12 protein-coding genes and 1 riboswitch are annotated in these 13,000 nt (G+C 44.0%); of the genes, 7 read left to right on the top strand and 5 right to left on the bottom strand.

The window, feature by feature from the left end:
- Positions 1-71: 71 nt before the first annotated feature.
- The 4 genes from VIA_RS04825 to VIA_RS04810 all read left to right on the top strand — a co-directional run bounded on the left by VIA_RS04825 (position 72) and on the right by VIA_RS04810 (position 3,265).
- A complete protein-coding gene (locus VIA_RS04825; RefSeq protein ID WP_004411441.1) occupies positions 72-938 on the top strand; it encodes a zinc ABC transporter substrate-binding protein ZnuA in 867 nt (288 codons plus the stop codon).
- A gap of 76 nt (positions 939-1,014) precedes the next feature.
- Complete coding sequence (locus tag VIA_RS04820; protein ID WP_071816275.1) at positions 1,015-1,626, top strand: DUF1007 family protein; 612 nt, start codon at positions 1,015-1,017, stop codon at positions 1,624-1,626.
- A gap of 67 nt (positions 1,627-1,693) precedes the next feature.
- Complete coding sequence (locus VIA_RS04815; protein ID WP_235801293.1) at positions 1,694-2,410, top strand: nickel/cobalt transporter; 717 nt, start codon at positions 1,694-1,696, stop codon at positions 2,408-2,410.
- Positions 2,411-2,620: 210 nt separating this feature from the next.
- The gene (locus tag VIA_RS04810; protein WP_004411438.1) at positions 2,621-3,265 is read left to right on the top strand and encodes a helix-turn-helix domain-containing protein; all 645 of its coding nucleotides are present in this window, start codon (positions 2,621-2,623) and stop codon (positions 3,263-3,265) included.
- A gap of 93 nt (positions 3,266-3,358) precedes the next feature.
- Here VIA_RS04810 and VIA_RS04805 read toward each other — a convergent pair whose 3' ends face one another.
- A complete protein-coding gene (locus VIA_RS04805; protein WP_004411437.1) occupies positions 3,359-4,333 on the bottom strand; it encodes a GGGtGRT protein in 975 nt (324 codons plus the stop codon).
- A gap of 15 nt (positions 4,334-4,348) precedes the next feature.
- Positions 4,349-5,041 (bottom strand): iron-sulfur cluster assembly scaffold protein, encoded by a 693-nt coding sequence (locus VIA_RS04800; RefSeq protein ID WP_004411436.1) that lies wholly within the window; start codon positions 5,039-5,041, stop codon positions 4,349-4,351.
- 115 nt (positions 5,042-5,156) lie between these two features.
- A riboswitch (Fluoride riboswitch) is annotated at positions 5,157-5,222 on the bottom strand.
- Positions 5,223-5,424: 202 nt separating this feature from the next.
- Here VIA_RS04800 and VIA_RS04795 point away from each other — a divergent pair.
- Positions 5,425-7,752, top strand: coding sequence for a putative bifunctional diguanylate cyclase/phosphodiesterase (locus VIA_RS04795; protein WP_004411435.1), 2,328 nt, complete (start codon positions 5,425-5,427; stop codon positions 7,750-7,752).
- Between the two features lie 176 nt (positions 7,753-7,928).
- On the opposite strand, the gene VIA_RS04790 is transcribed toward VIA_RS04795, so the two are convergent.
- Entirely contained in the window at positions 7,929-8,255 is a 327-nt protein-coding gene (locus VIA_RS04790; protein ID WP_004411434.1) for a 4a-hydroxytetrahydrobiopterin dehydratase, read from the bottom strand.
- A complete protein-coding gene (gene phhA, locus VIA_RS04785; RefSeq protein ID WP_004411433.1) occupies positions 8,248-9,039 on the bottom strand; it encodes a phenylalanine 4-monooxygenase in 792 nt (263 codons plus the stop codon). The genes VIA_RS04790 and phhA overlap by 8 nt, the downstream gene beginning before the upstream one ends.
- Before the next feature lie 225 nt (positions 9,040-9,264).
- Here phhA and VIA_RS04780 point away from each other — a divergent pair, with 225 nt between their 5' ends.
- Positions 9,265-11,256: an acetoacetate--CoA ligase gene (locus VIA_RS04780; RefSeq protein WP_004411432.1), complete on the top strand. Its 1,992-nt coding sequence runs from the start codon at positions 9,265-9,267 to the stop codon at positions 11,254-11,256.
- A gap of 66 nt (positions 11,257-11,322) precedes the next feature.
- On the opposite strand, the gene VIA_RS04775 is transcribed toward VIA_RS04780, so the two are convergent.
- Positions 11,323-11,901 (bottom strand): class I SAM-dependent DNA methyltransferase, encoded by a 579-nt coding sequence (locus tag VIA_RS04775; protein ID WP_004411431.1) that lies wholly within the window; start codon positions 11,899-11,901, stop codon positions 11,323-11,325.
- A gap of 144 nt (positions 11,902-12,045) precedes the next feature.
- On the opposite strand from VIA_RS04775, the gene VIA_RS04770 reads away from it, so the two are divergent.
- The gene (locus tag VIA_RS04770; protein ID WP_004411430.1) at positions 12,046-12,924 is read left to right on the top strand and encodes a LysR family transcriptional regulator; all 879 of its coding nucleotides are present in this window, start codon (positions 12,046-12,048) and stop codon (positions 12,922-12,924) included.
- The last annotated feature ends 76 nt before the right edge of the window (positions 12,925-13,000 follow it).

Genomic DNA, 13,000 nt, shown 5'->3' with positions numbered 1-13,000 from the left:
TGGGTTGTAGTGGCTATCAATAGATGAAAGGTCGCGGTCTAGTGGCCTTTATTTTTTATAGGTATTAAATAATGAAACGCACTGCTTTACTCACCCTACTGCTAGCCACCAGCAACGTCCAAGCGGTTGAAGTGCTGGCTACGATCAAACCACTAGAAATGATCGTTCACGAGCTGATAGTCGATGGCGATAGTACATCAACGTTACTCCACGGTAACGCATCTCCCCACGACTATGCACTTAAGCCGTCGGACTTAACACGCCTAAAAGAGGCTGATTTGGTTGTTTGGTTTGGTGAGGACTTAGAGACATTCTTGGTTAAACCTATATCGAGATTAAATACCGCTGTTACTCTACAAGAGCAAGAGAGCATCGAACTACGCGAGTTTGGGAAGAAATGTGGATGTGGAGCTCATCATAGTTCGCATGACCCTCATGTTTGGTTAGGCCCAAAGCAAGCTCGCCAGATAGCAAAAGTTATTACGGAGAAACTCATCGAGCTCAACCCTACTCACGCGGCTTCCTACAAAGCTAAGTTAATGCAATTCAACTTCAATATGACAAAGACTGTTGATCAGATTCAGGGACAACTCGCACCATTTAAGCAAGAAGGATACTTCGTATTCCATGACGCTTATGGTTATTTCGAGGATTACTTCAACACAAACAAACTAGGACACTTCACAGTCGAACCAGAACGTAAGCCCGGTGCTAAGACGTTAATTAAGATCAAAACAACGATTCGAGACAAGAACGTTAAGTGCGTATTCACAGAACCACAGTTCACACCTGCAGTGATCGAGTCTACTGTGCGAGGGACTAACGCTAAGATTGGCCAGCTCGATCCTTTGGGTGTTGATATAGAGGTAGCAGACCGTAGTTACTTTAGGTTCTTACAGTCAATATCGAAAAACTTAACTAACTGCTTAGCTAACTAGATCATTAAGTAAAACAAGGCTTCCTGATAGGACTTTTTATTGCTAATAATGATGTTAACTCGACCATCTACTTGATATGAAAAAGATATTTTTTTTACTTTTAACACTTGCTGTCAAAGCGTTCGCTCACCCCCACTCTTGGATTGAAGTAGATACCCACATACATGGTAGCCGCAACGAAATACAAGGCTTGTATATGGTTTGGGAATTTGACGCTATGACTTCTGCATATATGCTAGACGGTGAGGATTTATCCAAACCAGAGACGCTTAAAAACCTGGCGCATGATGTGATCAACAATATGTTGAACCATCACTACTTCACTTACTTCTACCAAGGCGATCAACCTATCAAATATCGTGTAGCCGTTGACCCCGTAATGACGTTTAAGCGTGGAAAAATCACCCTTAATTTCGACCTACCTTTATCTAAACCAATACCAGCAAATACCGAGAACCTTAAGCTGTTAATTTTTGATCCTAGCTATTTTGTCGATATGAGCTGGATCACTACTCATTCTATTGGCTTTCACGGAGGATTAGATTGCGAACTAGAGCTATTAAAACCAAACCCTACGCCCGCGCAAATGGCCTACGCAATGGCACTGCCTATTGATGCCGATCCAGACGACCAACTCGGTCAGCTTTTTACCGAAACCCTATATTTTGAGTGCACGACTGATGAGTAAGAACTGTTTGAAAATGTTGGCTATGTTCGTGTCAGGTACCACCCTTTGGTATTTATGGCCAACACTTATGATATTCGCATTTGACGTACAACGTGGGTTGAGTGGTGAACTTGGCGAACTCATTTATGACATACAGGAAAATAAAGAAGACGTCGCAATTGCGTTTATCGCATCAAGTTTTATCTACGGCGTATTTCACGCCTTTGGTGCAGGACACGGAAAAGTACTCATTACTTCCTACTTACTGACAAACCAAGGAACAATACCTAAGGCTATAGGAATATGTTTTGTCACCTCTATGATCCAAACTTTTGTCGCCATCGTGACAGTAGAGATCATGCTCGCAATATTCGCATCATCTATGCGAGATATCCATAGTGCCATCGAGACAACCATTACCTTAAGCTACGTCTTTGTGATTGGTGTTGGTGCTTATATCATGTATCAAGCCTCAAGGCTGCCGTTAGTTCAAGAGCGTAGCGTTTATGGCATCATGGCTGCAGTTGGAATGCGTCCTTGTACCGGTGCGGTTATGGTCATTATGCTTGCCAATATGATTGGCTTACGTGGTATAGGTATTATCAGTGCAATAGTGATGGCTGGCGGAACAGCTTTCACCACCAGCGTAATTACATGTTTGGCCGTGAGCGGTAAAGATACACTAGCGAGTGTATTTAAAACCAAGAAAGGTATTAGGATAGTACAATTTGCGGGTGGTTTTCTGGTGGCGGTATTTGGCTACTTATTGATGTACACCGATAAGCACGCTCTCCTTCAGATATAAAAAGGTAGCCTACGCGACCTCCCGACTATTTGGACACTTAACATTCATTAGTTAGGCAAATTAAATTACATTCGCCAACTCAAACACATTTGTACTACTAAGTCAGATTTGTCTCATTGTTCTTGATTACTGGTGACAAACCATTTAAATTTCCGCTCGTTTCACTTATGATTTCATAAGTATAGAAAGATCACATTAGGCAAGATAAGAATGCAGGAAAATTATCAAGATAGAATCATCCTAGTCATGAAAGAGCGCGGAGAATCAAATGCGAGTCTTGCTGAAGGAATAGGCAAAGGTAAAGCCACAATCGGCCGCTACTTAGCCAAAGGCGCTAACCGTACGCATCCCAGTGTTGAAGAGTTAGAAGACATTGCCGCTTACCTAAACGTTGAACCACATTGGCTTATTTCTGGCATTGGCGATAGACACACAAAAAAAGAAGCCGTAAATAAAATGGTAGAAGGTGGTGCTGCTACGGTAAATATCTACCATCGCTCTGATGTTAACTCTTACCTTGAAGGTAATAGCGTTAACATTGTAGGCACAATGCCAGTAGCAAAAGAACATGCGGATTGCTTCGCAGTCGTTTACCCCGTCACAGGCATAGTCTCGATTACATGGGATTGTGCGGCGCTAATCATGAACTGCAAACAGTGGCAAAATGATGATATCGTTTTAGCACGTATAGGCTCAAATCCCGCCCCTGACTTTTACACACTGGTTCGCATCGCCGACAAAGTGCACGTATGGCGCGGTGAAGACACGACTAAAAATGCTGTTAGCGTTTGTGATGAAAGCGATATCGACCTAATAGGTGTAACGCGTTGGGGAATCTGGAACAAGCGCACCTAGTCGTCATATTTCTATGTAAAAGCCGCATAAATGCGGCTTTTACATACGACGAATAGGATGGTCGGCTTAGACTACACACAGCTTAACTCGACGTTAATGATGAAGCTGCTGATCCACCGCAACCGCTAATGCAACCGATGCTCCAACCATAGGGTTATTGCCCATACCGATGAATCCCATCATGGCTACGTGAGCGGGAACAGATGAGCTACCTGCAAACTGAGCGTCAGCATGCATTCTGCCCATGGTGTCTGTCATGCCGTAGCTTGCTGGGCCTGCTGCAACGTTATCAGGGTGTAGAGTTCGACCTGTACCACCACCAGAAGCAACAGAAAAATATACTTTTCCTTGGTTATTGCACTCTGATTTGTAGATACCTGCCACAGGATGCTGGAAGCGTGTCGGGTTAGTCGAGTTACCAGTAATGCTAACATCGACCGATTCACGATGCATGATAGCGACACCTTCTCTAACGTCGTCTGCGCCGTAACATAAAATCTCGCCACGTTCACCTTGAGAGAATCGACGGCGCTCGACTTCAATCAACTCATTGGTCTGATAATCAAACTCGGTACGCACATAAGTGAATCCATTAATACGCGAGATAAGATACGCCGCATCTTTCCCTAAGCCGTTCAAAATCACTTTCAGCGGAGTTTGACGCGATTTATTGGCGTTCAGCGCTATCTTAATTGCGCCTTCCGCTGCTGCAAATGATTCATGGCCCGCGAGGAAAGCAAAGCAGTGTGTATTCTCATTGAGAAGTCGGGCAGCAAGAGCGCCGTGTCCCAAGCCTACTTGTCTCTGCTCTGCGACACTGCCAGGCTTAGTGAATGCTTGTAGCCCCTCACCAATATATTGCGCAGCATCTTCTGCGGTTTCAGCTTGTTTGAACAAGGCTAAAGCGGTGCCTACAGTGTAGGCATCACAAGCATTATCAAAAGCGATCGGCTGCGTTTCTAGGACCATTTTTTTCGGGTCAATACCGAAACTTAGGCAATAATCATGGGCTTGTTCAACTGTGGACAAGTTCATTTGGTTTAATAGTAGAGTAGTTTGAGTATTCATAGCTGTGACCTCAGATTAAGCGTGACGTGGATTGATAGTTTTAACGGCTTCATCAAAGCGACCATAAACCCCTGTCGCTCCTGCCATCGCTTGTTCTGGACTCTCGCCGCTCTCGATACGTGCCATCATTTTGCCAAGATTAAGATATTGGTAACCAATCACTTCATCATGCTCATCAAGCGCTAATTTGGTCACATAACCTTCCGCCAGCTCCATGTATCTCACCCCTTTAGCCTGTGTGGAGTAACTGGTGCCTACTTGGCTACGTTGAGTCTTACCAAGGTCTTCAAGCGCCGCGCCAATTTCTAGTCCATCCTCAGAGAAAGCCGATTGAGTGCGTCCATAAACGAACTGGAGGAAGATTTCGCGCATTGCTACGTTGATGGCATCGCACACTAGGTCGGTATTGAGTGCTTCTAGAATGGTTTTACCGGTCAATATCTCTGCGGCCATCGAAGCGGAATGCGTCATTCCAGAGCATCCGATGGTTTCAATCAAAGCTTCTTCAATGATGCCTTGCTTTACATTAAGAGTTAACTTGGCCGCTCCTTGTTGAGGCGCGCAGGCACCAACCCCATGACTCAGGCCTGAGATAGCAATTACGTCTGTTGGGCGAATCATACGTCCTTCGACCGGAATGGGCGCGGATGGGTGCAAGTCCCCACGTTGAATTGGGCACATTGATTGAATTTCAGAAGAATATTGCATGGCGTTTTCCTATGTAAGCAGGAAAACAAGCGAAGATCTGAAGGCGCAACTTCTCTACAGAAAACCAGCCATAGCAGTGCGCTACGGTTAATTACCAACAGTCTTACCTGTTTTCGTTTCTGTAGGAGTCATCAGCCTGAAGTGGCGGTTAAGTAGGTGGAACCCCATCACCTTGGTTACTAGATTAGATCTACTTCACACTTTCGCGCAACACCTTCTTTAGAGCAAATTTACATAACTACGCCTTTTATTATATGCGTTTCTGATAATGACCAATTAATAATCCTTAACACAACAACCACAAATGGCACTAATTATCATTTGCATTAATATTATTCACAGTTATCATCTTAATCACTTTATAAATTTATTTCTGTGTTGCTTTGAAACTTGCTCTGTCACTGAAAACCCTTGCCTTGATCTGGTTTATCGGCCTCTCAGCTGCGGTCGCGAGCTATGTCACTGTTCATTATTACGAGACTCAGAAGCTCAATGGCTTACTTGAGAACCAACTCAACAATAGAGTACAAACTTTATCTCAGTCACTAAAAGCAATAGAGACCCTGCTCTACTCCACCCGATCATTTCTGGCCAATGGCAACGCTCCAACGCCCCAACAATTCGAATCCTACTTTTCGGATCAGGTTGGAATAAACACCATGATTCATTCAATCATGTGGGCACCCACCGTTGCGCTTGATGATGTCACTGACTTCGAGCGCAGCGCTCAGCAGCAAGGCTTCTTAGGCTATCGCCTGACCCCTCCGATATCAGCTCACGACGACCCTATTTGGTTTTTAAATGATTCAACCTTACCCATCTATTTCATTTCATCCTCCTTTGAAGGCTCCGATTATTTAGGGGTTAGGTTAGAAAGTGATCCAACGGCGGTCAGTGCGATGTCGCGCTCGATCAGCGGAAATCGACTTGGGGTAGTCGACTATGTTGAGGAAGGACAATTGGGTGCTCGGCTAATTCTACCTAAGTTTGGGCAAGATGGCGCTCTCGATGGATTTGTGGTCGCCAACATCATTTTGCACGAGCTGCTTGGTGAAATCTGGCATTCCGAGGTCAACTCTAACCATACGGGTATCAGTGTATTTACTAAGCCAAATGATATTAAAATCTTTGAATCACACATCAACACCAAACTCGAAGACGACAGTTTTTCAACCCGCATCGTCTCAGCCAGCCGAACCGTACGAATTCCACTATTTAATACCAAGTGGCAATTATCTATCTCGAATACTGATCGCTCAGGGAGTACTGCATTATACGGTTTGACCTCTGTCTTTTTAATTTTATTGCTGACGGTGTCCGCCGCTATTGCAGCCAACTTTTATGCCACGCGACTTAAAGTGTCTGATCAAGTGATTGAGGAAAAGACGCGTTCACTAGCCCAGCAAGCGGTAAGAGATAACCTGACTAACCTAAGCAATCGTACCGCCCTTAGCTCTGAAGTCGATAAACAACTCTCACTATTATCAAGCGGTCAAAGCAAAGGCTTTTCTATTCTGTTTATCGACTTAGATCGCTTTAAAGTGATCAATGACTCGATGGGCCACCTGCACGGTGACAAGCTATTACAAAAAGTCGCCAGCCGTTTAACTCAACACTGCCGCAGTAACGATATGAGCTTTCGATTTGGTGGTGATGAGTTCGTCATCTGTCTTCCCGGACTGACTTCCAAAGATGCACTCAGCGATATTTGTCAGCGTTACTCCAAAGTACTCAGCCAACCCTATAATATCGACGGTCAATCTTGCCACATAGGCACCAGCATTGGGATTTCAGTTGTTACTAACCCGACACAAACCCTCGCAAGCATCTTACGCGAAGCGGACACTGCCATGTACAAGGCTAAGACATCAACTCATGAAAAAGTGGTGTTTTTTCATGAGCAAATGTTCAATCAAGCTAAAAAACGCTTTACTCTCGAACAAGAACTCACCAATGCTCTCAACCTAAAGCAGCTTTCCTTGGTCTATCAACCTATCTATTCCACGATGGACGACCGAGTTGTTGGTTTTGAATCACTGCTTCGATGGCATCATCCTGAGTTTGGGCCAATTTCACCTGTCGATTTTGTCCCAATCGCCGAAGAGACAGGACTGATTGTAAAAATTGGCGACTGGATAGCGTCAGAATGCTGCAAAACACTGCAACGCTTGTGGCTCAAAAAGCAAGATGAGTCAGTGCCAAGAATCAATATCAACGTCTCCGCTAAGCAGTTTGAATCTGAGCATATCTACCACACTCTCTGCCGCTTACTGAACGAGTATGACTTTCCTCCCCACTTGATTGGCATAGAAATTACCGAGTCGATGCTGTTAAGTGATGAATGCAGTGCTCATCAGTTGCAACGCATAAAAGATCTAGGCGTTGTCTTATACTTGGATGATTTTGGTACTGGCTACTCTTCTCTATCCGTCCTCAACGATTATCCTGTCGATATCATCAAAGTCGATAGAAGCTTTGTTAACCGAATTGCAATGGGAGAAAGTAATGCCGATAGCCTGTGCCAAGCAATCATCAATATGGCTCACATCATCGATTTAGAAGTGGTCGCAGAAGGCGTAGAGACATCAGAGCAACTTGCGGTTCTCACTCAACATAAGTGTAACTATATACAAGGCTACCTTAAGTCGAAACCGCTCAGCGTATGTTGCCTTGAAAACGTTCTAGAAAATGAAGCAAAGCTGACAGCTTAACCAAGTTCGAAAAATTCGAACATCTATAACTAATTTGTATTGTTTTTCGTGATGCCAATCACACTTATGATTTACCTCAAGCGCAAAGACGCAGTTTACAAAAACCGCATACAGCCAAATACAGACTAAAAAGCCTGAGTAAACTCAGGCTTTTTTCTATGCGTTTTCTAGCGAAGTTAAAACTGATCACATTTTGCCGCGCAGATAAAATCATTCTGATGTAGCCCCTTGATTGAATGACTCCACCAAGTAACTGTCACCTTGCCCCACTCAAGTAATATAGAAGGATGGTGAAACTCTGCTTCAGCAAGCTCAGAAACCTGATTCGCGAACACCCACGCTAACTTATAGTTTTTAAACTTATACACTTTTTCAAGCTGCGGAATACCGTCACGCTCTACCATTTGCCAATCATTTAATTCTGTCAGTAGCAGTCGTCGTTCTTCTGCACCTAGAGCTACCGCACTGCTATTGCAGGCTTCGCAGCGTAATTCATTAAGCATGTATCACTTCCTTTGGTTCAAATAATGGGGGTAATAGCCCAACTTTCATTGCTTGATTTACATGAAACATTAAATCCATTTTGCTGAGCTTATAAAGCTGTTCAATGTTATCTAAGACAAAATATTCTGGCTGCATTATATCAATGCGGTATGGAGTTCTGAGTACGGTATGGATATCAAAGTCCACGCGTTGGGCTCGCATGTCATCAAGAGCATAAATGGTCTCACCCGGTGAAGAGAGAATCCCGCCACCATAGATCTTGGTACTGTCGCCTTCTCTTACTAAACCAAACTCAACGGTAAACCAGTAAAGACGCGCTAAATAGACTCTCTCCTTATCACTCGCCTCACGGCCTAACGCACCATAGGTCTGGGTAAATTGTGCAAACTCAGGATTGGTCAACATAGCGCAGTGACCAAAGATTTCGTGAAAGAAGTCTGGCTCTTGTAGATAATCAAATTCTTCTCTTGTACGAAGGAAGGTTGCCACCGGAAACTTTTTCTCTGCCAATAAGCCAAAGAAGCGATCAAAATTGATCAAAGCGGGCACAGGTTCCACTTGCCAGCCCGTTGCTGACTTCAAGACTTTATTGATATCAACCAATTGTGGAGCCTTATTAATCGGCAAATTTAGCAGCTCTAATCCTGACAAATATTCTTTGCAAGCCCTTTGCTTAACTAGTTCTAACTGGCGAGTCACTAAATCGTGCCATATTGCATCTTCTTCTGGACTCCAATCTACAATCCCGTGTTCATTCACTGGTTTAGAATGATACTGTGCCATACCTAGCTCCGTTAACAAATCTGTTACATTAAGCCTATCGTCATGCATGTCCGGTGACAATTTAACCAGCTAACTCTTCATGACGCCCTCCCTGTAACATTAAATTTACATTTGACACCTTTTTGCTTATTTTTCAGTAAGCTGATGAACGCTTAGATGTTTGACTTTGGTCAGAAATTCATCAAAGCTTAATCCAGTTACGGAGAACATAAAGACGAGGATGTCATGTCTCAATCAGATACGCACTTGCCTTCCCCTGTTTGGGTACCAAGCCCAGACAGAATCGAATCATCCAATCTCAAGCAATTCATTAAACATGTTAATTTTCAGGGTGATAGTTTAGATAACTACGCAGAATTGCAACGTTGGTCTGTCGAAAATAAGAAAGATTTTTGGCTCGAAGTGTGGCAGTTTTGCGACGTCATTGGTTACAAGGGGGATTGCATCTTAGGCGAAGGATTGGCGAAATGGGGCACATTCACTCCCAGTAGAGATACGATCTGGTTTCCTCAATCTCAACTAAATTACGCTGAAAACCTCCTCGCTTATGCCTTCCAAGCACCGGAAGATATCGCAATTTGGTTTAAAAACGAGCAAGGCGAAAGTCGTAAAATCACTTGGCAAGAGCTGTGCGACCAGGTATCCATTCTGCAACAATGGTTGAAACACAACGGCGTAGATAAAGGCGATGTCGTCGCGGGCTATTTACCCCACATGACTGAAACTGTCATTGCCATGCTTGCCACAACCAGCTTAGGTGCAATTTGGACATCAACCTCACCTGATTTTGGTGTTGAAAGTGTGACTGAACGTTTTGGTCAAGTTCAGCCTAAGATTCTTTTTTGCTGTAACGGCTACCAATTCAATGGCAAAACCTTCCATCTTGAAGATAAAAACCGCCAACTTGTTGAAGCTCTTCCAAGTATTATCAATACCTGTCAGATCGATTATTTGAAATCTGCACCTATCGAACATTGCTATAGTCGTGAACCTTTTTCTGACTGGGAAGCGATTTTAGCTAGCTTCTTACCTCGTGGAATTCGCTATCAGCGCATTGGCTTCAATGATCCTCTATTTGTTCTCTACTCTTCAGGTACGACAGGAAAACCTAAATGTATTGTTCACTCAGTCGGAGGCACTGTTCTTAATCACCTAAAAGAACATCAGCTCCATTGTGATATTCAGCCTAAAGATCGCGTCTTCTACTACACCACATGTGGCTGGATGATGTGGAACTGGCACGTTTCTACGTTAGCGAGTGGCGCAACACTGGTGATTTTTGATGGCAGCCCAATGTACCCAAATCCCAACATCTTGTGGCAGCTCGCCGAAGAAGCGGAAGTGACTTTGTTTGGCACATCGGCTAAGTATCTTGAAGCGCTACAAAAAAGCAACTTTAAACCTTGTGACAGTTATGACTTAGCTTCACTTCGAACTTTATGCTCGACTGGTTCGGTACTCTACCCGCAGCAGTTTGATTTCGTTTATGACAACATCAAAGTTGACCTTCATTTGGCTTCTATTTCCGGGGGTACCGATATCTGTGGATGCTTTGTGCTCGGGAACCCCATTTCTCCGGTTTATAGAGGAGAGTGTCAAGGCGCGGCATTAGGAATGGATATTGCGGTATATAATGAAGCCGGAGAGTCAATCACCTCACAGCGCGGTGAACTAGTATGTTTGAACAGTTTTCCAAATCAACCGCTTGGCTTCTGGCATGACGATGGTGAACGCTACCATAACGCTTACTGGAGTAAATTTGATAATACTTGGCACCATGGCGACGATGTCGAAGTCACTTCAACCGGGGGTATGATTTTTTACGGCCGCAGTGACGCGACGCTAAACCCTGGTGGCGTTCGTATCGGAACAGCTGAAATCTATCAACAAGTCAATCAGATCCCGGCAGTACAGGACTCAATTGCCGTATCTCGACGCGTTGATGGGGACGAAAAAGTGGTTCTGTTTGTCCAACTAGAATCCGACTACGTACTTGATGACGAGCTAAAAAACCAGATCAAGCAGACTTTACGTGTCCAATGTTCACCAAGGCATGTACCTGCTGAGATCTACTCGCTCAGTGAAGTACCAAAAACCAAATCTGGTAAATTAGTGGAACTCGCAGTAAAGCAGGTCTTACATGGCGATGAAGTACAAAACAAAGGTGCGATCGCCAACCCTTGGGTATTGGACGAAGTGGTGCAGTACCAAGCATAACTCAGCAAAGAACAAAAAAAGCCCGAACACTGGGTTCGGGCTTTAAAAATTCAATCTTAATTCCGACTATTTTTTCGCAACAGCCATCAACACTTTCAATGTTCCTTGCGGCGTTTCGACCTCGAATGGTGTAGTTACCACAACCTCTTCAAAACCAACGCTGGTCAATACTTGCTGTGCATGGCCAATTGTCATACCGCCAACTTCATCTTTGTCAGACAACCAATCCCATTGTACGAAGTAACCACCTTCATCAATAAGGCTATAAACAATGTCAGCTACATCTGAGTAATTTGGTAAGAAACTGCATACAGAGGATGCAACCACAAGATCAAACTGCGCTCTAAAAGCTGGATGCATTGCCACCAAGCCACGGCTTAGTATATCAACAACAGGCTCTACATTCTCAAGCTCTTTATTATCCAGTTGCTCAATCATTGATTCGGAGCTGTCTAGCGCAACAATGTCTTTCGCTGTTGGCGACATGCGTTGGCTCAATAGGCCTGTTCCGCAACCGAAATCAAGGATATGTAACCCCATCACATCTACAACACTTTTTAGCGATTCGAACGCTTTATCTGCATAGGTATTCGTCGATACTTCCGTATCCCAGTTTGCTGCGACATCGTCCCAAGTGTTAGCCATCATGATCTCCCTGTAACTACATTCATTAGGCACAGGCCAAGAGTACCAAAACTGCATGAAATTCATAGCATTTCAATCGTGAAAACAGACAATCAACTAACTTTGATATAAGATCGATTTCAATCTAACCAAATTGAGCAACCGATGAACCTTACGCAAATCGAAGCCTTTTGTACTGTCGCTGATACAGGGTCAGTATCAGAAGCGGCGCGTCAACTTGAATGCAACCGCACTAAGTTAAGCATGTCGATCAAAGCATTAGAGAAAGATCTCGATGTTGCGCTGTTTGTACGTAGCGGAAACAATTTGGTGCTTTCTGAAGCAGGAAAGGCAATTTATAAAGATAGCCAGAACCTGTTGGTCACGGCCTCACGTATCCGACAAACCTGTGCTCAAGTCTGCGGTGAGTTTAACGCCGAAATATGGATTGCACGTGATGACTCGTTACCTGATGAGTTATGGCAAGATCTGTCTCATCGACTTAATAACCGTTTCCCTGCAACCGCATTCAACATCGTGCTGGCATCAAGTGGCGACTTAACCAACTTAGTTGCTACATCTCAGGTCGATTTCGCATTTGGTGTCGATTATGAGCGTATTGATGATCCTCTGATTACCTTCCAGCCCCTTGGTAAAATTCGTCTTATGTCAGTGTGTCGCTCAAGTAATCCACTCGCGCACCTAAGGCGTGTTTCAGATGACGAACTTCGTAAGGCGATGCAAGCTGTTATGGTCTATTTGAACGAGAAAGATAACCCTGAACTGCAGCCTTTCTCCCTAAGACACATCGGCTTCTCTAGCTTTGATTACATGCTCAACACCATTTTGGAAGAAGATGCTTGGGGTGTACTGCCAGAGCCTCTTATTCGACATTTGCTGAGGAAACAAGATCTTGCGGTGATCAAACATACCTATGGCTTAACCCAGGAAGATTACTGCATGTTTACTTCATCAGGGATGGCTGAACACCCTGGTATGTCGTGGCTTGCAGATAAACTCAATGAATATCTATTTGATTTCTAACATCAGCTGCTAATCAATAGCCCATCACTCAGCGTCAGTTTTATTGACACCAATATAAACCTGTATCTTATTGATT

The organism is Vibrio orientalis CIP 102891 = ATCC 33934 (assembly GCF_000176235.1).
In the GTDB taxonomy this organism is placed as follows: domain Bacteria; phylum Pseudomonadota; class Gammaproteobacteria; order Enterobacterales; family Vibrionaceae; genus Vibrio; species Vibrio orientalis.
The sequence above is the reverse complement of the archived record's forward strand: the minus strand, read 5'-3'. Positions and strand labels throughout refer to the sequence as shown.